This is a genomic window from Variovorax sp. SPNA7, from assembly GCF_033807855.1.
GTDB classification, from domain to species: Bacteria; Pseudomonadota; Gammaproteobacteria; order Burkholderiales; family Burkholderiaceae_C; genus Variovorax; species Variovorax beijingensis.
Window position 1 is genome coordinate 4,214,031 of the sequence record NZ_CP138513.1, and the last position, 19,077, is coordinate 4,233,107.

Annotated in this window: 14 protein-coding genes, 1 tRNA gene and 1 pseudogene; 15 read left to right on the forward strand and 1 reads right to left on the reverse strand. The window is 64.6% G+C overall.

Annotated features, from left to right (window positions below; genetic code table 11):
- Positions 1-155 precede the first annotated feature (155 nt).
- Genes RZE77_RS19730 through RZE77_RS19755 form a run of 6 tightly spaced genes read left to right on the forward strand, consistent with a single transcriptional unit; the run spans position 156 to position 7,788 of the window.
- Positions 156-2,546: a type VI secretion system Vgr family protein gene (locus RZE77_RS19730; RefSeq protein WP_319438893.1), complete on the forward strand. Its 2,391-nt coding sequence runs from the start codon at positions 156-158 to the stop codon at positions 2,544-2,546.
- Positions 2,547-2,560: 14 nt separating this feature from the next.
- On the forward strand, positions 2,561-3,028 hold the full coding sequence (locus tag RZE77_RS19735; RefSeq protein ID WP_319438894.1) for a hypothetical protein: 468 nt from the start codon (positions 2,561-2,563) through the stop codon (positions 3,026-3,028).
- Positions 3,025-5,628: a DUF2169 family type VI secretion system accessory protein gene (locus RZE77_RS19740; protein ID WP_319438895.1), complete on the forward strand. Its 2,604-nt coding sequence runs from the start codon at positions 3,025-3,027 to the stop codon at positions 5,626-5,628. The genes RZE77_RS19735 and RZE77_RS19740 overlap by 4 nt, the downstream gene beginning before the upstream one ends.
- Before the next feature lie 7 nt (positions 5,629-5,635).
- Positions 5,636-6,685: a pentapeptide repeat-containing protein gene (locus RZE77_RS19745; protein WP_319438896.1), complete on the forward strand. Its 1,050-nt coding sequence runs from the start codon at positions 5,636-5,638 to the stop codon at positions 6,683-6,685.
- A gap of 38 nt (positions 6,686-6,723) precedes the next feature.
- Positions 6,724-7,365, forward strand: coding sequence for a DUF3540 domain-containing protein (locus RZE77_RS19750; RefSeq protein WP_319427121.1), 642 nt, complete (start codon positions 6,724-6,726; stop codon positions 7,363-7,365).
- Between the two features lie 30 nt (positions 7,366-7,395).
- Positions 7,396-7,788, forward strand: a complete 393-nt coding sequence (locus tag RZE77_RS19755; RefSeq protein ID WP_307657261.1) for a DUF4150 domain-containing protein — start codon at positions 7,396-7,398, stop codon at positions 7,786-7,788.
- A 23-nt stretch (positions 7,789-7,811) separates the two neighbouring features.
- Here RZE77_RS19755 and RZE77_RS19760 read toward each other — a convergent pair.
- A pseudogene (locus RZE77_RS19760) lies at positions 7,812-7,973 on the reverse strand (MetQ/NlpA family ABC transporter substrate-binding protein); the annotation flags it as partial.
- A gap of 226 nt (positions 7,974-8,199) precedes the next feature.
- Between RZE77_RS19760 and prfB the strand changes: the two are divergent.
- From prfB to RZE77_RS19805, 9 genes are all read left to right on the forward strand, one after another.
- Positions 8,200-9,304 (forward strand): peptide chain release factor 2 gene (gene prfB / locus RZE77_RS19765; RefSeq protein ID WP_155248082.1). Its coding sequence is split into 2 segments (ribosomal slippage): positions 8,200-8,280 and positions 8,282-9,304, totalling 1,104 coding nucleotides; the frame shifts between segments, so codons are not numbered across the junction.
- Between the two features lie 3 nt (positions 9,305-9,307).
- Positions 9,308-9,997: an HAD family hydrolase gene (locus RZE77_RS19770; RefSeq protein ID WP_319438897.1), complete on the forward strand. Its 690-nt coding sequence runs from the start codon at positions 9,308-9,310 to the stop codon at positions 9,995-9,997.
- Positions 9,981-12,695 carry an aminopeptidase N gene (gene pepN / locus RZE77_RS19775; RefSeq protein WP_319438898.1) on the forward strand — a complete coding sequence of 905 codons (2,715 nt, stop codon included), beginning with the start codon at positions 9,981-9,983 and terminating at the stop codon, positions 12,693-12,695. The genes RZE77_RS19770 and pepN overlap by 17 nt, the downstream gene beginning before the upstream one ends.
- A 27-nt stretch (positions 12,696-12,722) precedes the next feature.
- The gene (locus RZE77_RS19780) at positions 12,723-13,739 is read left to right on the forward strand and encodes a class 1 fructose-bisphosphatase (RefSeq protein WP_018905443.1); all 1,017 of its coding nucleotides are present in this window, start codon (positions 12,723-12,725) and stop codon (positions 13,737-13,739) included.
- 25 nt (positions 13,740-13,764) lie between these two features.
- Positions 13,765-13,840, forward strand: a tRNA-Thr gene (locus RZE77_RS19785).
- An 86-nt stretch (positions 13,841-13,926) separates the two neighbouring features.
- A complete protein-coding gene (locus RZE77_RS19790; RefSeq protein ID WP_319438899.1) occupies positions 13,927-14,427 on the forward strand; it encodes a DUF4124 domain-containing protein in 501 nt (166 codons plus the stop codon).
- A gap of 740 nt (positions 14,428-15,167) precedes the next feature.
- A complete protein-coding gene (locus RZE77_RS19795; RefSeq protein WP_319438900.1) occupies positions 15,168-16,115 on the forward strand; it encodes a hypothetical protein in 948 nt (315 codons plus the stop codon).
- 1,519 nt (positions 16,116-17,634) lie between these two features.
- Positions 17,635-17,943: a helix-turn-helix domain-containing protein gene (locus RZE77_RS19800; RefSeq protein WP_319438901.1), complete on the forward strand. Its 309-nt coding sequence runs from the start codon at positions 17,635-17,637 to the stop codon at positions 17,941-17,943.
- Between the two features lie 30 nt (positions 17,944-17,973).
- A complete protein-coding gene (locus tag RZE77_RS19805) occupies positions 17,974-18,930 on the forward strand; it encodes a bifunctional enoyl-CoA hydratase/phosphate acetyltransferase (protein ID WP_319438902.1) in 957 nt (318 codons plus the stop codon).
- Positions 18,931-19,077 lie beyond the last annotated feature (147 nt).

A 19,077-nucleotide genomic window follows, 5' to 3' on the forward strand; every position in this document is an offset into this window, starting at 1 on the left:
AATGCAAAGGGCACAACGATGAAGCACCCCTGGCCCCATGCGGGTTCACCGGCGAACAGGCGGTTCAAACATAAGTTCGCAAACATCACCTCGGCCGCCATGCGGTGGTCGATGCTGGTGCAGGAGGCGCGCTCTTGAGCAAGGGAGTTTTTCGCATGCCCCGAGTCGTACGCGCACACACGCCGCTGGGCGAAGACCAGCTCATGTTCCGTTCGATGCACGGAACCGAGGGGCTGTCGCAGCTGTTCGAGTTCGAGGTCGAGCTGCTCAGCCCCAGCATGTCGATCGACATGAAGGCCGTGCTGGGCAAGCCGCTGGCGCTGGAGATACAGACCGCGGGCGCGCCACGCTTCCTGAACGGACAGATCGTCCGCTTCACGATGATCGGCAAGGAGGACGGCGCCTCGCGCTACGTGGTCTACCGCGCCACGGTGCGGCCATGGCTCTGGTATCTCACGCGCACCAGCGACTGCAAGATATTCCAGAACAAGTCGGTCGTCGACATCCTTGAAGAGGTGTTTGCGGACTACGGCTTTGCCTTCGAGAAAAGGCTCAGCGCGAGCTACAGGCAGTGGGAGTACTGCGTTCAATACCAGGAGACCGACTTCGCCTTCGTGAGCCGCCTGATGGAGCACGAAGGCATCTACTACTACTTCACGCACGGCAAGGACCAGCACACGCTGGTGCTGGCCGACGACATCGGCGCGCACGAGACCCTGCCCGGCTACGCGAAGATCGGCTACCTGTCCACCGACCGCGGCGCCGACGCGTGGCAGGAAGTGATCGACCAGTGGCAGGTCACCGAAGAGATCCGCCCCGGCACCTACGTGGTGGACGACTTCGACTTCAAGAAGCCCCGCGCCGACCTGATGAACATGCGCAGCCAGCCGCGCGGCAACGATCACGGCCAGTACGAGATGTACGAATGGCTCGGCGGCTTCAGCGAGGCGGAACAGGGCGAGCACTACTCGCGCATCCGCCTGGAGGAAGCGCAGGCGCAGGCCGAGCGCGACATCGGCCACACCAACGTGCGCGGCATGGCGCCCGGCTACCGCTTCACCATGCAGAACTGCCCGCGGCAGGAAGACAACCGCGAATACCTCGTGGTGTCGGTGTCGTATGCGTTGCGCGAGGGCGGCTACGCCAGCGGCGGCGCCGAGAGCCACTGCAGCTTCGACTTTGCCGTGCAGCCCAGCGCCTATGTCTTTCGCGCGCCGCGCGTCACACCGCTGCCGCGCACCAACGGGCCGCAGACAGCCACCGTGGTCGGCAAGGCGGGCCAGGAGTTCTGGGTCGACCGGTACGGCCGCGTGAAGGTGCAGTTCCGCTGGGACCGCTACGGCAAGAGCGACGAGAACAGCTCCTGCTGGGTGCGCGTCTCCAGCGCATGGGCCGGCTCCAACTACGGCGCCGTCAACCATCCGCGCAAGGGACAGGAGGTGGTGGTCGACTTCATCGGCGGCCACCCCGACCGGCCCATCATCATCGGCCGGGTCTACAACGCCGACCAGATGCCCCCGCTCGATCTGCCGGCACAGGTGACCGTGAGCGGCTTCGTGAGCCGCAGCCAGGACGGCTCGCCGGCCAACGCGAACGAATTCATCCTGGACGACGCGCCGGGGTGCGAGCTGGTGCGCATCCATGCCGAGAAGGATTTCGAGATCGACGTCGAGAACGACTTCGACATCCACGTCGAGGGCAACGAAACCGAGACGGTCGAAGGCAACCGCACCACCCACATCCAGGGCACCGACACCCTCACCGTCGACAAGACGCGCGACACCACCATCGTGAAGAAGGACACGGCCGAATACCGCGATGGCTCCAAGCTCACCGTCTCGGGCGCGCTCACGGAGCATTTCTTCGACAACCGCATCGAGACCACCACCAGGATGGGCTCCAGGGAAACCGTGCTCACGGGAGATTCGGAAGTCATCGTCAATGCCGGCCTGCGCCACGAAACCTTCGACAAGGGGCTGCTCGTCGATGTCAAGCTCGGCATGGACGAAGAGGTGCACACCGGCGACTCGATCCTCAAGACGCTGGCGGGCAACCGGCAGGAAACCTACCAGACCGGCTGGCAGCGGACCATCGTGGGCGGTGGCGGCTCCGACACCATCACGGGCGGGCTCACGGAAACCATCAAGACCGGCGACCACCTTTCCACCGTGTCCGATGGCAACTACACGGGCAAGGCCAAGGCCGTGACCATCGAGGCCACGGCCGGCGACGTCAACGTCAAGGCCAGCGGCGACTTCACCTTCGAAGGCAACAAGGTCAAGCATGTGAACCGCGTGCTGCTGTGGGACTGGGCGCCCACGGCCGTCACGGCCTTCGGTGCCTCCAGCGCCACCTACGGTGTCAACAACAGCAATGCGCTTCTCACGTTCACGTCCAACGCCAAGAAGATGGATGCCACGGCGCAGATCCTGAACATGTACGCGCACCAGGCCAATTTTGGACAGGTGAGTTTCTCGAACGTGGTGGCTTCGACGCATGCCGGCGGCTTCTGGGGCGCACTCAAGGGCTTCGTGCTGTTCGGCTGAATGCACCATCTTTCATGGCGACTTCCGGCTTCCCGGTCTGGTGGATCCTTGTTCCGGTGCTTGCATGGATCGTGTTCTCGCTGGGCGTCACGCTGCTGCGCGAATACCGGCGGCACCAGGTCCAGTCGTCACGCGCGCAACGCGCCGCCGAGCTGCTCGACCGCGGCGAGCCCGCCATGGCGGAGGTGATCGCATTCGCCGACACCGGCCAGCGCCGCTCCGCGAGCGGGACCGTCTGGGCCGTGGCAAGGCTCGGGCTTCGCGTGCGGCCCGCCGGTGCAGCCGAGCCCTTCGACGTGGAGCAGACCACCTCGATCGCCCTTGCCGACCTGCCCGACCACGCCCCCGGCAAGATGATTGCGGTGCGCTTCGACCCCGCAAGCCGCGAGCTGGCCGTCGAGCGCCGCGCTGGCTCGCCCGCCTACTTCGGCGCCGATGTATCCAGGCCGTGCGCGGCCGCCAAAGAGATGGCGGACGCATGAAGACCGTCAAGCCGCTGCGGCTCGGCATTCTCACGCGGCCCTATCGCTGGCAGGGCGCCGATCACCTGGGCGTTTCCGTCACGGCGCTGGCCAGCATGGGCGCCGAGCCCCGCCTCATGGCCGACCAGGAGCTGTGGCAGACCGTGGGCGAGGAGATCGGCAGCTCGGGCGTGTTCGACATGGGCATTCCCAAGTGCGCACCTGAAATCCTGGCGAGCGGCTACGGCTACACCTGCCATCAAGAGGACAAGACCGCGTGCGCGGTGCGCATCCGCGTTGCCGACATCGACAAGTCGCTGTTCGTTTCCGGCGACCGCTACTGGCTCGACGGCCGGCTCACGGCGCCCCAACCCTTCGAGCAGGTGCGCCTGGACTGGGCCCATGCCTATGGCGGACCCGGCATCCCCGAGAACCCCGAAGGCATCGGCGCGTTCGACGAACTGGTGAATGGGGTTCACACGCGCCGCGCGCCCAACGTGGAAGCCATTGGCGCACGCGTGACGTCGCGCGGCCAGGCCGTGCACCCCGCCAGCTTTGGCGCCGTACCGGTGGAGAGCCCGCAGCGCATGGCCCTGATGGGCAGCAACTACGGCAAGGACTGGCTGCAGCACCAGTTCCCCGGTTTCGCCGAGGACATGGACTGGCGCTTCTTCAACGCCGCTCCCGCCGACCAGCAATGGCCCAGCCGCCGGGAGCTCCCGCCCGGCGCGGCCTACGAAATTCTCAACATGCACCCCGGACAGCCTGTGCTCTGCGGGCACCTGCCCGACTGGCTCGCACGCTGCTTCGTGAGCTTCGACAAGCAGGGCCGCGAGCTGCAGGAGCTTGCGCTGCGGCTCACCACCGCCTGGTTCTTTCCGCACCGCGAGCGCGTGGCACTGGTCTGGCACGGAACGCTGCCGGTGCGCGAGGACGATGCGGCCGACATTCGGCACATCATGCCGGCGCTCGAACTCCGGCATGAGCCCCGGACGCTTGCGCACTACCAGTCGGTGCTGCTGCAGCGGCTCGACCCGGCGCGCGGCGCCCTGCTGGCGTTTCGCGACAGCGACCTCGCTCCCAAGTCCGTTCTCGGGCGCTGGAGCGCCATCGATACGCCCGACCCCATGGCGCGGCCGCTGCTGCGCAACCTGCGCACCGGCCAGCAGCGCGACCACGAAAGCCGCCGCGCCGAGTTGCTGGCGCTGGATGTCGATCCCGACAAATACCTGCCCGCGCCACCGCCCCCGCTCGAATCGCTGGCATTCGACGACGTCCCGGCCTATTTCGAGCACATGCAGGAAGACATGACAAAGACGCGGCAAGAGCTGAAGGCGCATGCCGAACGCATGCACCGGGAGCAGGAAGAAGAAATCGACCCGGCCTTGCGGCAGCAAAGCCGCAGCCGGCCGCAGCGCTTCGACCCGGACGAGCTGCTGCTTCGGCTCGAGGAGCTCGCGGCACCCGCCCCGCAGAGCCCGGCCGGCCCCGCGGCCGCGCCTGCGCTCATTGCCGCCAACGCGAAGGAGCGCATGGGCGCGCAGATCAAGCTCGGGTATCTCTACGGAGCGCACCTGTTCGACGCCGCGCCGCCGATGCCCTCCTACCGATCCGCCAAGATCAGGCGCCGCCTGGCCGAGGCCGCCGCCGGTGAACGCAAATTCGCGGGCATGCGCCTCGTCGGCGCCGATCTCTCGGGCATGGACCTGCGCGGGGCCGATTTCTCGGGCGCCCTCCTCGAAGACGCCAACCTCGACGCAGCCCTGCTCGACGGTGCCAATTTCAGCGGTGCGGTGCTGGCGCGCGCCAGGCTCTCGCGCACCTCGCTGGCGGGCGCCACGTTCAGGGGCGCCAACCTCGGCGGCGCGCAATGCGAGTTTGCCAACTTCGCCGGTGCCGACCTGGGCAGTGCGCTTTGCGAGAAGACGCGCTTCAAGTCCTGCAACATGACCAACACCCGCCTCGACCAGACGCGGCTCACCGACGCCGAACTCAGCCAATGCGACTTTCGCGGCTCCACTTGGCAGCAGGTCTTCCTGATGAAACTGCGCATGGACGGCATGGCTTTCGACGGCGCCTCGTTCAACCAGGTGGTGTGGCTCGAATGCACGCTGCAGGACGTGCGCTTTGTCAACGCCTCACTGGTGCGCTGCGGCTTCGTCACCACCGATTGCAGCGACGCGGTCGATTTCTCCGATGCCCGCATCGACGGCAGCAGCTTCGCGCATGGGAGCTCGCTGGCCGGCGCCGTGTTCCACCGCGCCGCGCTCAAGCAATGCGGCTTGCGCACCACGCCGCTCGCCGGCGCCGATCTTGGCGAGGCGCGGCTGGACAACTGCGACTTCTCCGAGTGCGACCTGCGCGGCGCCAGGCTCGAGCGCATGGCGGCCGGCGAAAGCCTTTTCGTGCGCGCCGACCTCCGGGGCGCGTCGCTGCGCGGCGCCAACCTCATCGATGCCAATTTTTCCAAGGCCGACTTCACGCAGGCCGACCTGAGCGGCGCCAACCTGTTCCGCACCGACGTGTCGCAGAGCCTGATCGACGGCACCACCCATCTGCAGGGCGCCTACACGCAGCAGGCGAAGGTCTGGCCGGCGCGCCGCGCCGAGGCGCCCGAATGACCCACGAATGACGCGCGATGAATTCGTCGACAAGATCCGCCACGGCATACAGATCGGCAGCGCCGATTGCAGGGGATGGGACTTGAGCGGCCTGGACCTCTCGGGCGCGCTGCTGGACGACGTCGATTTCAGCGGCGCCAGCTTTGCCAAGGCCAAGCTCGAAGGCAGTGCGCTGTCGCACTGCAACCTGTCGGACTGCGAGTTTTCCGGCGGCAACCTGAAGGAGCTGCAGTTCTTTCGCTGCCGCATGAACGGCGCGCGCTTCGATGCGGCCACGCTCGAAGGCGCAGCCTTCGTCGAGTGCCAGGCGCGGCAGGCAAGCTTTCGCGAAACCCGGCTGGACCTGTCCAGCTTCTTCCGCTGCGAGCTGACCGAAAGCCTTCTGCAGTCGCAGCGCTTCGAACGCGCGAGCTTCCTGGAATCGCAGCTCGACCGGGTCGACTTCAGCGGCGCCGCGCTGAACTTCGTCACCTTTCACCGCCTCGACCTGAGAACGGCGGTGTTTGCCCAGGCGCAATGCCTGAGCGTCATGTTCCTGGAGTGCGACCTGCGCGGGCAGCGCTTCGCGGGCTTGTTGCTGCGCTTGTGCCAGTTCACCGACAGCCGCCTCGACGACGCCGATTTCAGCGGCGCCACGCTCACGCAGGGCAACTTCAAGGGGGCAACGCTGCTGCGCGCGAACTTCTCGCATGCGGACGCCTGCCAGGCGTTGTTCTTCCAGGCCAACCTCACGGGCGCGAACTGCGGCAGCGGACGCTTCGACCAGTCGATCTGGGTGGAAGCGGTGCTGGAACACGCCGATTTCAACCATGCCCGGCTGCCGCTGTGCGTCTTTCACCGTGCGCGCTGCGCCGGCGCCAACTTGCGCGGCGCCGACCTGCAGGACGCGGACCTCTCATACGCCGACCTGAGCGGCGCCGACCTGGGCAGCGCCCACTTCCTGCGCACCCGCTTTCATCGCGCGCTGCAGCAAGGCGCCCGCTTCACCAGCCGCGGCGGAATCATCGACAGCGAGCCGGAGCTCTTCAAGGCCCAGGCATGGTCCGACGCGCGTTGAAGGCCGGCGAACAGATCAACAGCAAGAAGGGAATCCCGATGAATGTCGTTCCACTCCGCCCCGCCGCCACACCGGCGGCCGCCCCGGTTCATTTCATGGGCCGCCTCACTGCGGCGCTGCCTGACCCGCGCTTCTTCGAAGTCCAGGACGAAGACGGCGCTGCCTGGCGCTGCCGGCGCGCTGCCAGCTGCCTGCTCAAGCCCGAGGTGGGGGACACCGTGCTGCTCTCCGGCCCCGACAGCCACAAGGTCTACTTGATCGCCGTGCTGGAACAGGCCGACGACACGCTCAGCCGCATCGATGCGCCCGGCGCAGTCTCGATCGAAAGCCCCGGCGATGTGCGCCTCCAGAGCGGCAGCCAGCTGCTGATGAAGGCCGCGCAATGGAACCTGCAAGCCGCCGGCGCCAGCTGCCGCGTCGACGACATGCGCTACACCGGCCAGGCATTCGACGCCACCGTCGGCCGCCTGCGGCTGGTCGGGCGGGTCTTCGAATCGGTGGCCGACCGCGTCGTGCAGATGGCGCGCAGCGCACTGCGCGTGGTGGACGAAACCGAACAGGTGCGCGTGGGCCACCTGGACTGCGAGGCCACCGGAACCACGCGGCTGCATGCCAGGCACACGGTGCTCACGGCCAGCGAGCTCGTCAAGGTCGACGGCGCGCAGATTCACATGGGCTGATGCACGGCCCGATCCAAAGGAGAACCACCGATGTTTGCCAACTGCCAGCTGATGGGAATGGACCTGGCCTTCCCCGATGTCTGCAAGACGCCGCCCGCGGCCATGGCGCCCATTCCGTACCCGAACATGGCCTTCGGTCCCACGGCGGTGCCCAATGCATGGAACATCCTCTTCATGGGCATGCCCGCGCACAACATGGCCACCACCACGCCCATCACGCTGGGCGACACCACCGGTGCCGGCGGCGGCATCGTCTCGCAGACCTTCATGAGCCAGTCGCGACACCTGACCGGCGCGTTCACGGTGCTCATCAAGGGCACGCCGGCCACGCGCATGACCAGCCTGAGCACGCAGAACCGCAACAACATGGTGGGCATGCGCATCGTGCCGAGCCAGTGCAAGGTGATGATTCTCTCGCCCTGATTGCGCGCCGGGCTTGGCGGGATCTACTGCAGGAAGCCGGGCTTGGCGTAGCCCTGGAACTTGCTGTCGACCACCGCCTTGAATTCCTTGGAGCGGTAGGCCTCGGCAATGTCCTTGGCCCAGGGCGCGTTCTTGTCCGCGCTCTTCAAGGCCACCACGTTCAGGTAGTAGTCGGGCGTCTTCTCGCCCCATAACTCATTGATCGGTAAAGACTTTCAGCCTGTAGCAGGCGGCATCTCAACCGGAATTCATACCGGCAGCTCTGAATTTCTCAAGCCGCGCCGAATGCGGGAACCGCCCCCATCCCAGCCTTCCCCCGGAGGGGGAAGGAGCAATACGGGGCATCTGCGGGGCGGGTTATCGGTCCGTGAGAAAATGCCGGGTTTCCCCCGAACACAGTCAGGACACCCCATGGACGCAGAACAAATCAACCAGATCGGCGCAACGCTTGCAGACCTGAGCGCCCGGACTGCGGATTTACGGAGGTATCTTTGACTACGATGCCAAAGCCGAACGCCTGAGGACGGTCAACGCGTCGCTCGAAGATCCCAACGTCTGGAACGACCCCAAGAAGGCCCAGGAACTGGGCCGCGAGAAAAAGTCGCTCGACGACGTGGTCGTCACGCTCGACCGCCTCACCAGCGGCCTGTCGGACAACACCGAGCTCTACGAGATGTCGAAGGAAGACGGCGACATGGACGGCTTGCAGTCCATCGCCGATGACGCCGCCGCGCTCGAAGCCGACATCAAGCAGCTCGAATTCCGCCGGATGTTCAACAACCCGGCCGATCCGCTCAACGCCTTCGTCGACATCCAGGCCGGCGCGGGCGGCACCGAGGCCTGCGACTGGGCCAGCATGCTGCTGCGCCAGTACCTGAAGTACGCCGAGCGCAAGGGCTTCAAGACGCAGATCGAAGACGAAACCCCGGGCGACACCGCGGGCATCAAGGGCGCGACCATCAAGGTCGAGGGCGACTACGCCTTCGGCCTGCTGCGCACCGAAACCGGCGTGCACCGCCTGGTGCGCAAGTCGCCGTTCGACTCGTCGGGCGGGCGCCACACCAGCTTCGCCTCGATCTTCGTGTACCCGGAAATCGACGATTCGATCGAGATCGACATCAACCCTTCGGACGTGCGCACCGACACCTTCCGCGCCAGCGGCGCCGGCGGCCAGCACATCAACAAGACCGACTCGGCCGTGCGCCTGACTCACATCCCGACCGGCATCGTGGTGCAGTGCCAGGACGGCCGCAGCCAGCACAGCAACCGCGACGTGGCGTGGAAGCGCCTGCGCTCGCGCCTGTACGACCACGAGATGCGCAAGCGCCAGGAAGAGCAGCAGAAGCTCGAGGACAGCAAGACCGACGTGGGCTGGGGCCACCAGATCCGCAGCTACGTGCTGGACAACAGCCGCATCAAGGACCTGCGCACCAACGTCGAAGTCTCGGCCACGCAGAAGGTGCTCGACGGCGACCTCGATGTGTTCATCGAAGCCTCGCTCAAGCAGGGCGTGTAAGCGATGAGCTTGACGCACGGGAAGGTCGAAGCCTTCATCTTCGACATGGACGGCACCATGATCGACTCCATGCCGTGGCATGCGCGCTCATGGGTGGAGTTTGTCGAACGCCACGGCCTCGAGCTCGACGTGACCGACATTCTTGCGCGCACCACGGGCCGCACCGGCGCCGAGTGCATGCGCGAGCTGTTCGAGCGCGAGCTTTCCGACGAAGAGTGCCAGTCCATGGTGCACGAGAAGGAAGAGATCTACCGCGCCCTCTTCCACGACAACTTCACCGAAGTGGCCGGCTTCACTGCCTTTGCCAAGGCCGCCGTGGCGCGCGGCCTGAAGGTGGCCGTGGGCACCGCCGGCGACCGGCACAACATCGAGTTTGCGATGTCGCGCCTGAAGATGGACCCGCTGCCACTGGCCATCGTCGGCGGTGACGAAGGCTTTGCCGGCAAGCCCACGCCCGAGATCTTTCTGGAAGCCGCGCGCCGCATCGGCGTGGCGCCCGAGCGCTGCATCGTCTTTGAAGACGCGCCCTTCGGCATCGAGGCCGCGCGCCGCGGCGGCATGCGTGCCGTGGCCGTGTGCAGCACCCATACCGCCGCCGAGCTTGCCGGCCCCCATGTGATTGCCGCGGTTCGCGACTACGACGAACTCGCCCATTCGAATTTTCTGGAGACACTCGATGCTGCTGCAGCGTGACGCCCAAGGGCAACCGATTGCCATTCGCCGCGAAGACTATGCCGCTCCGGCATTCTGGATCGACACCGTCGACCTCACCTTCGACCTCGACCCCGCCAAGACCCGCGTGCTCAACCGCATGCAATTGCGCCGCAACCCCGACGCGCCGGCCCAGCCGCTGCGCCTGGACGGCGACGAGCTGAACCTGGCGCGCGTGCTGGTCAACGGTCAGGGCGCATCGTTCCGCATGGAAGGCGACCAGCTCGTCATCGACGGCTTGCCCGATGCCTTCGAGCTCGAGATCTTCACCACCTGCTGCCCCATCAAGAACACCAAGCTGATGGGCCTGTTCGTGAGCGAAGACACCTTCTTCACGCAGTGCGAGGCCGAGGGCTTCCGCCGCATCACCTATTTTCTCGACCGTCCCGACGTGATGGCGATGTACACCGTGACGCTGCGCGCCGCCAAGGCTGCGTATCCGGTGCTGCTGTCGAACGGCAACCTCGTCGAGCAGGGCGAGCTGCCCGAAGGCCGCCACTTTGCCAAGTGGGTCGATCCCTTCAAGAAGCCCTGCTACCTGTTCGCGCTGGTGGCCGGCAAGCTGGTGGCGCGCGAGCAGCGCATCACCGCGCGCAATGGCAAGGAACACCTGCTGCAGGTGTACGTGCGCGCCGGCGACCTCGACAAGACCGAGCATGCGATGAACTCGCTGGTCAACTCCGTGCTGTGGGACGAAGCCCGCTTCGGCCTGCCGCTGGACCTGGACCGCTTCATGATCGTGGCCACCAGCGACTTCAACATGGGCGCCATGGAGAACAAGGGCCTGAACATCTTCAACACGAAGTACGTTCTGGCCAACCAGGCCACCGCCACCGACGCCGACTACAGCAACATCGAAAGCGTGGTCGGCCACGAGTACTTCCACAACTGGAGCGGCGACCGCGTGACCTGCCGCGACTGGTTCCAGCTCTCGCTGAAGGAAGGCCTCACCGTCTTCCGCGACCAGGAATTCAGCCAGGACCTGTGCGCCGACGCCTCGGCCCGCGCCGTCAAGCGCATCGAGGATGTGCGCGTGCTGCGCACCGCCCAGTTCCCCGAAGACGCCGGCCCCATGGCCCACCCGGTGCGGCCCGACAGCTACATCGAGATCAGCAACTTCTACACCGTCACCATCTACGAAAAGGGTGCCGAGGTGGTGCGCATGATGCAGACGCTGGTCGGCCGCAAGGGCTTCGAGAAGGGCATCACGCTCTACTTCGAACGCCACGACGGCCAGGCCGTGACCTGCGACGACTTCGCCCAGGCCATTGCCGACGCCAACCCCGATTCGGAACTCACCCGCCTGCTGCCCCAGTTCAAGCGCTGGTACAGCCAGGCCGGCACGCCGCGTCTTGCCGCCCACGGCGTGTACGACGCGCAGAACCGCAGCTACACCCTGAGCATCGTCCAGAGCTGCCCGCCCACGCCGGGCCAGGCGGCCAAGGAACCCTTCGTCATTCCGGTGAACATCGGCCTGCTCGACGCCAGCGGGCGCGAACTGCCGCTGCAGCTCGAAGGCGAAAGCGAAGTGACCCGCGGCGCGCCGGGCACGCCCTGCACGCGCACCGTGGTGCTCTCGCGCGCCGGTGAGCAGATCACCTTCGTCGGCCTCGACGCCGAGCCCGTGCCTTCCATCCTGCGCGGCTTCAGCGCGCCGGTGATCCTCGACTTCGAATACACCGACGCCCAGCTGCTCACTCTGCTGGCCAACGACCCCGACCCCTTCAACCGATGGGAAGCCGGCCAGCGCCTGGGCCTGCGCGCCGCGCTGCAAGGCATTGCCGCGCTGGCCACCGACACCACCCCGGTGCTGAACGACGCCTACCTCGACGCCATGCGCAGCGTGCTGCGCAACCCCAAGCTCGACGCCGCCTTCAAGGAACTGGTGCTCACGCTGCCTTCGGAAACCTACATCTCCGAGCAGCTCGACGTGGTCGACCCGCAGCGCGTGCACCTGGTGCGCGAAGCCATGCGCGCGCAACTGGCCACCGCCCTCTTCCAGGACTGGCAACAGGTCTACGAAGAAAACCACGACACCGGCGCCTACACGCCCGACCCGACCTCGTCGGGCCGCCGCGCGCTGGCCGGCATGGCGCTCAACTTCTTGTGCCTGGCGGCGCGCGCTTCGGGCGACACCGTGTGGCCCGGCAAGACGCTGCAGCGCTTCAAGGACGCCGGCAACATGACCGACCGCTTCAACGCGCTCAATGCGCTGGTGGCGTCGGGCCACACGCTGGCCGCGCAGGCGCTTGCGCGCTTCCACGCCATCTTCAAGGACGAGGCGCTGGTCATCGACAAGTGGTTCTCGCTGCAAGCCGGCGCGCCCGACCGCGGCGGCGACATCCTGCCGCTGGTCAAGCAGCTGATGAAGCACCCGGACTTCTCCATCAAGAACCCCAACCGCGCCCGCAGCGTGATCTTCAGCTACTGCAGCGCCAACCCCGGCGCCTTCCACCGCCCCGACGCGGCCGGCTACGTGTACTGGAGCGAGCGCGTCATCGAGCTGGACGCCATCAACCCCCAGGTGGCCGCCCGCCTCGCCCGCGCGCTCGACCGCTGGAGCAAGCTGGCCGAACCCTACCGCAGCGCCGCGCGCGAAGCGATTGCCCGCGTGGCCGCCAAGCCCGACCTGAGCAAGGACACGCACGAAGTCGTCACCCGCGCCCTCGCCGGTAACTGACAAGCAAACAAGGAACACAGGAAGCACATGGCCCAACAACAGAAGATCTCCCTCACCCGCTACCTCGTCGAACAGCAACGCGCCGACGGCCTCATTCCCGGCCAACTGCGCCTGTTGCTCGAAGTGGTGGCCCGTGCCTGCAAGAGCATCAGCCAGGCCGTCAACAAGGGCGCGCTGGGGGGAGTGCTCGGCACCGCCGAGAGCGAGAACGTGCAGGGCGAGATCCAGAAGAAGCTGGACATCATCGCCAACGAAGTGCTCATCGAGGCCAACGAATGGGGCGGCCACCTTGCGGCCATGGCCAGCGAGGAAATGGACAGCATCTACGTGGTGCCCAACCGCTACCCGCAGGGCGAATACCTGCTCATGTTCGACCCGCTCGACGGCAGCAGCAACATCGACGTGAACGTGAGCATCGGCACCATCTTCAGCGTGCTGAAGAAGCCCGACGACACCCCCGGCGTGCAGGAAGCCGACTTCCTGCAGCCCGGCACCCAGCAGGTGGCCGCCGGCTACTGCATCTACGGCCCGCAAACGACGCTGGTGCTCACCGTGGGCAACGGCGTGGCCATGTTCACGCTCGATCGCGAGCAAGGCAGCTTCGTGCTCACGCAGGAAGACATCCAGATTCCGGCCGATACAAAAGAATTTGCGGTCAACATGAGCAACATGCGCCACTGGGACGAGCCCATGAAGCGCTACATCGACGAATGCCTGGCCGGCAAGGAAGGCCCCCGCGGCAAGGACTTCAACATGCGCTGGATTGCCAGCATGGTGGCCGACGTGCACCGCATCCTGATGCGCGGCGGCGTCTTCATGTACCCGTGGGACAAGCGCGAGCCCGAAAAGGCCGGCAAGCTGCGCCTGATGTACGAGGCCAACCCCATGAGCTGGCTGGTCGAGCAGGCCGGCGGCGCCGCCACCAACGGCAAGCAGCGCATCCTGGAGCTGCAGCCCACCAAACTGCACGAGCGCGTGAGCGTGATGTTGGGTTCGCGTAACGAAGTCGAGCGTTTGACCAAGTACCACGCCGAAAAGGCCTGACGGTGTTGCTATAATCCGAGGCTTCGCCGGTGTAGCTCAGTCGGTAGAGCAGCTCATTCGTAATGAGAAGGTCGGGTGTTCGATTCATCTCTCCGGCACCAAATAAAAAGCCCCGTTGCTATCAAGACGATAGCGACGGGGCTTTTGTCTTAGGCGATGTAATCGCCGATGTAAGAGGATTTGAGGCATGACTCTGATGCTGTCGCATTCCACGCCGATTCCTACCCGCCATGCGCTTTGGCGCCCGCTGCACTTGGCCCCTGCCCTGTTGGCCATCGCGATCTTCCCAGTCGCGGCGCAACACCCGGTCTATCGCTGCGAGACGAACGGCAAGGTCAGCTACTCGGACGCCCCATGCGTCGGAGCCAAGGTGATCGACGCGACGCCCACGCAAGGCATGGACAAAATGACTGGGCAGTCCCGTAAGGGCCGCGACGTACAGCGCGAAGAGTTCAACGCGACCTTCGACAACGCATTCCGTCCGCTCCATGGCCGCTCGCATGCGGACATGGACGTGATGCGCCGTCGCGTCAAACTGCCCAGGGGCGACCAGGCTCAATGCGCCAATCTCGACAACCGTCTACTCCACCTGGAATCGGACGCGGCGGGCGCGTCGGGCGATGCGAAGGCTCGTGCCGATGTCGACCTCTACAAGGCCCGCAAACAGTTCTTCGACCTAAAGTGCTGAGCTGCGATGATTGGTAGGCAGCAGCGCTTACCGTCGTCGATGGTGAAGTTGTCGGCCTTGATCTGCGGCGCTGCGATGGGCGGCGCATTCGGTGCCTAGTTGGCGCCGTCGGCCGGGTTCAGGCCTCCGAGTCGTCCTCCGGCATCCCCAGATTCGCTAGGCCCTGCATCAGCTCCACGTGCGCCAGATACCCCGCCGTCCTTTTCATTCTTGGCGTTTGCTCGGGTTCCTCGGGCGGGAACAGGTACAGCTCGCCAGCAGCTTCCCGCGCCTCCTGCCACGTCGCTCCCTACTTCGTCAGCGCGCAGATTGACGACTGCAGGGTTCGTACCCCCAAGCCGTCGCTTTTTTTTGCCTCAGTTATGCGGTCGCATCGTTCGACCTCACTCGCCATGAGGTGCGGCGTCATTCCTTCGGCAGCTTTGCTTTGTCGATCTTTTCGCGCACCCACCGCGTCCCACGCGCCAACTTCGCCTTCTGAGCCTCAGTTATCAGGTGCTGCGCATCCCGCAGGCCAGTCGCGCTGGAAATATTCGCTTTTATCCTTCATGCGTAAATATGTTCGGATGTCGACCGCGAGATGTCGAGGTCGCAGCCATTCAAAGCTTGTGTGAAAGACCTGCGTTGGCCCGACGACGGGAGCGGTTTCGAGCTCAGCCAATTCTGGCGGCAAGGTGTCGCACCAACCAACCGCCGGGCTTCTGCGGCTACCATGCTGGGGATAAACGAGGAGAGAGAAGATGCCGATTGATTGGCTGCAAATAGCACAGGCGTCTGGGCGTTATCTAGTCGACAACCCCACCATCATCGCCGCGGCAATCGCCGGCGTCGTAGCGATTGTGGCAACTCGCACCACGCTACATGGCGTGGAGCTATCACTTGGTTCCAGCGAGGCGAAAACGAAGGCCGAGCTCGCTCACTCAGTCGATCAAGAGAACCGCAATCGCGAGCACACCAGGACCGAAGCGGCGAAGGAACGAGAACTCGACGCCCAAAAGGACAGACACGGCAGGTTGGTAGCAATGCGTCGAGAGGTCTACCTTGCAGCGGTAGGTGAGATGGTCAAATTTCAGACATTTCTTGGTGCCGTAACTGAGAAGGAAATAGCCGACCTTGATCTGAGGAGCGAGATAGGGAATCTCTCGTTGGCGGTCTATCGTGTCTCCATCGTTGCAGAGCAGCACACGGCCGAATTGGCTCGTGAGACGTTAAACGTCTATGGAAGCTTATTGATGCGTAGCCTGGCCAAAGTCATTCCCCTTGCGGGCCTGCGAGCAACAGCGAAGGTGCACAACGATCTCTACCGCCAGGCAAGAGAACGAGCAGATAGTTACGTGGAATTGATGCGTCAGTTCAACCTCTCGCAGCGGGTCGATCAGGATGAATTTGGCTCCATCAGAAAACAGTTCGATGCCAGCCAAGAGGAGGCAAATCGGCATACCTCGCAGGCGGCTTCGGCTCAGGCACAACTAGCGGCCATGCAACTCGATATAGCGCAATTCCTGATGACCGCGCTTAAAGAGGAAGTGACAGACAAACTGGATCGATTGCTCGTGGCAATGCGAGATGAACTCGAGCTCTCAAGCGACCTTGATGCATTCCGCCGCCTCAGCCTGATCACATTCGAACAGGTGCAATCAGCCATGGCGGAGGTCAAGGCGGCCGTGAGAGATTTAAGCCAACACTGATGCTCCATCGCTGGCTGTCCCGACGAAAAGCTTTCGATCCAAAATCCTAGCCAACGATCTCTGTGAGCTTGACGCTCGCCAACCATCGGATGGTAGTGGCGGCGTCGGTTGCGGGAACTCGAGCTCATCCGTCTGAGCGGAAAAGAGCCATCGGATGTTTGTGGCTGCTGCGCCCGTTCCATGGATGGAGATACAGCCGTTCGTTGGGGCTGCCACAGCTTCGACGAGCTAGCCGGAAGCGCCAGCAGACACCGCGATGGTGATGACAGTCGCGGTGCCGACAACTACCGCACTTGCGGCTGTGGTATCTCTGTAGGCGCCGAGCGAAATCTCCCAGTGTTTAGAGTTGGCCGAACTGCCCTGCTTTCGAGCGACCACCATTCCTTGACTGTGTACGCCCCACTAGCGGGAAGCGCGATCTGATTGGTTGCGCTGGTCGTGAAACAAACCGTCCGCAGTCAAGATGCGCTGCATGGCATCGGTTGTTTTTTCATAGCCCATCGCTCATGACGGAGTCGTTGAAAGACCTCATACTCAGAAAGGGACCGATAGGCAAGGTTTCGGCCGAGCAGCACTTTGCATGGCCTCAGACGTTGGCACCGGTGCATATGGTGGTCGAAACAGTTGTGGGATTTTCCGGAAACGCCACTGACACAAGAAGATGTCAATCACTCAAATTCGTGATTGGTGAAGGCGCTCCTTCAATCTAGATTGCGCTTCCAACTAGAGGAGACCGAGATGCCGCAATACTGTGTTAATCGAACAGTGCAAGCAAATGGCGACCACGAAGTTCACGCCGAGGGCTGTGTCTACTGGCCTCAGCCGCAGAACGTGCAATCACTCGGCTGGCATTCGTCATGCCAACCAGCTGTGCAAGCTGCTCGCGCCCACTTCCACCAAGTGAACGGCTGCCGCACTTGCTCTCTCACCTGCCATACACAGTGATGTTGATGAACTGACGGCTCTAAAAGGAGCCTCAGTTCCGGTCGATACCTGCGCAAAGCTTCTGCCGCGCCAGTGTTGCCAGTTCATTCTCACCAGCAAAATAGCTGCTGCCGCCAAGCGCAAGGCGCCTATACGCTGCCGATCCATGCCTTCGCCCGGCATCCATGGCCCCAGCAGCGTGGTGACACATTCAGGCCAGCTACCCAACTCGGTGCCACCCGGCGGTCCGGCGCGCGCCGCGCTTGCAACGGGGGATCGCGCTCTACAGCGGCGGCCTTGTTTGCGCCTTCGGCAAGTCCATCACGTGGTTTCCTTTCAAGATCTCCTGAGAGAGCCGGCTGACTTCAGTCGCCAGATCCGCCGCAATCCACATGATGTTGTCCCGATGCCTCGCCCCAATCACTTCGAACCACTCGCCCCCATCGCCATAGCAGCAACTCAACAGAGATTGCAATTGGGACAACTTGCTCTCAAGAATGTCTGACGCGTCCAAGACAATCCCCCGTTTTACTAAGCAATCCTTAGTGTAGCCCGCGCCAGAAACTTTGAGCATCCCTGATCAAAATTGTTAGGGGTGCTTTTTTTGTCGGTACTTGCAAAGCGCCTGAAGGCCGCTCGACTTCGAGCCGGCTTGTCGCAGGAGAAGTTGGGAATCATGGCCGGCATCGACGAGATGTCATCGAGCGCCAGAATGAACCAATATGAACGGGGCAAACACGCGCCGGATTGGTTGACCGTAGAGAGATTGGCTGCTGTGCTCAATGTTCCGGTCGCGTACTTCTACGCCACGGATGACGATGCGGCAGAGCTGCTGCTCGCCTTCTATGCGCTCGCGCCCGATGCGCGGGGTCGCGCGCTCGAGTTGATCAAGACAATGTCGTGATCTAAGAACCGCCCATCTTCCGGAGCCCGCATGGCCCCCTCTTCTCCCTCCGCCACCCACCCCCACTACGACCGCCTGATCGCCGCCGCCCGCGCCCTCCCACCCTTGCGCGTCGCGGTCGTCCACCCCGCCAACGCCGTCTCGCTCGAAGCCGCCTTGGCTTCAGCCGCACTGGGCCTCATCGCCCCCACGCTGGTCGGCCCGCGCGCAAAGATCGAGGCCGCAGCACGCGAAGCCGGCGCAGACCTCTCGAACATCCCCATCGTCGACGCCCCCCACAGCCACGCCGCAGCCGACACCGCCGTCGCCATGGCCCTGCGCGGCGAGGTCGATGCGTTGATGAAGGGCAGCCTGCACACCGACGAGCTGATGGGCGCGGTGGTGCGGCGCGAAGGCGGGCTGCGCACGTCGCGGCGCATCAGTCACTGCTTCGTGATGGACATTCCGGGCCACTCGCAGCCGCTGATCATTTCGGACGCCGCCATCAACATCGCGCCCACGCTCGAAGAGAAGGTCGACATCGTGCAGAACGCGATCGACCTTGCGCATGCGCTGCTGATGCCGGCGGTGCACGTGGCGATTCTCTCGGCCACGGAAACGGTCAACACCAAGGTGCCTTCCACGCTGGACGCCGCCGTGCTGTGCAAGATGGCCGACCGCGGCCAGATCACCGGTGCGCAGCTCGACGGGCCGCTGGCCATGGACAACGCCATCGACGCCGAGGCGGCGCGCATCAAGGGCATCGTCTCGCCGGTGGCGGGCCGCGCCAACGTGCTGATCGTGCCCAGCCTGGACGCGGGCAACATGCTGGCCAAGAGCCTGAGCTTCCTGGGCGGGGCCTATGCGGCGGGCATTGTGCTGGGCACCCGGGTGCCGGTGATCCTGACGAGCCGGGCCGACTCGGAGCCGGCGCGCCTGGCCTCCTGCGCGGTGGCCTCGATGCTGGCCAAGGCGGGGCGCGAACGGCTGATCAAGGCGGTGGGCTGAGGAAGACCGGCCCCGTTGCCACTGGAAACAAAAGAACTACGCTTTGTATGCCAATGCATCGATGATCCGCCATAGGTAGTTGTCCCGCACAGAAGAGCACCGGGCGCACGAGTCAACTGCCCGCGGAAAGCGCATCATCGCCATGGA

Bases quoted from the DNA above. Each gene is read 5' to 3' on its own strand.
- RZE77_RS19780 (WP_018905443.1), top strand. From the start codon at position 12,723: ATGGCCCAACAACAGAAGATCTCCCTCACCCGCTACCTCGTCGAACAG.
- RZE77_RS19805 (WP_319438902.1), top strand. From the start codon at position 17,974: ATGGCCCCCTCTTCTCCCTCCGCCACCCACCCCCACTACGACCGCCTG.
- RZE77_RS19790 (WP_319438899.1), top strand. From the start codon at position 13,927: ATGACTCTGATGCTGTCGCATTCCACGCCGATTCCTACCCGCCATGCG.
- RZE77_RS19755 (WP_307657261.1), top strand. From the start codon at position 7,396: ATGTTTGCCAACTGCCAGCTGATGGGAATGGACCTGGCCTTCCCCGAT.
- RZE77_RS19735 (WP_319438894.1), top strand. From the start codon at position 2,561: ATGGCGACTTCCGGCTTCCCGGTCTGGTGGATCCTTGTTCCGGTGCTT.
- pepN (WP_319438898.1), top strand. From the start codon at position 9,981: ATGCTGCTGCAGCGTGACGCCCAAGGGCAACCGATTGCCATTCGCCGC.
- RZE77_RS19795 (WP_319438900.1), top strand. From the start codon at position 15,168: ATGCCGATTGATTGGCTGCAAATAGCACAGGCGTCTGGGCGTTATCTA.
- RZE77_RS19770 (WP_319438897.1), top strand. From the start codon at position 9,308: ATGAGCTTGACGCACGGGAAGGTCGAAGCCTTCATCTTCGACATGGAC.
- RZE77_RS19730 (WP_319438893.1), top strand. From the start codon at position 156: ATGCCCCGAGTCGTACGCGCACACACGCCGCTGGGCGAAGACCAGCTC.
- RZE77_RS19750 (WP_319427121.1), top strand. From the start codon at position 6,724: ATGAATGTCGTTCCACTCCGCCCCGCCGCCACACCGGCGGCCGCCCCG.
- RZE77_RS19740 (WP_319438895.1), top strand. From the start codon at position 3,025: ATGAAGACCGTCAAGCCGCTGCGGCTCGGCATTCTCACGCGGCCCTAT.
- RZE77_RS19745 (WP_319438896.1), top strand. From the start codon at position 5,636: ATGACGCGCGATGAATTCGTCGACAAGATCCGCCACGGCATACAGATC.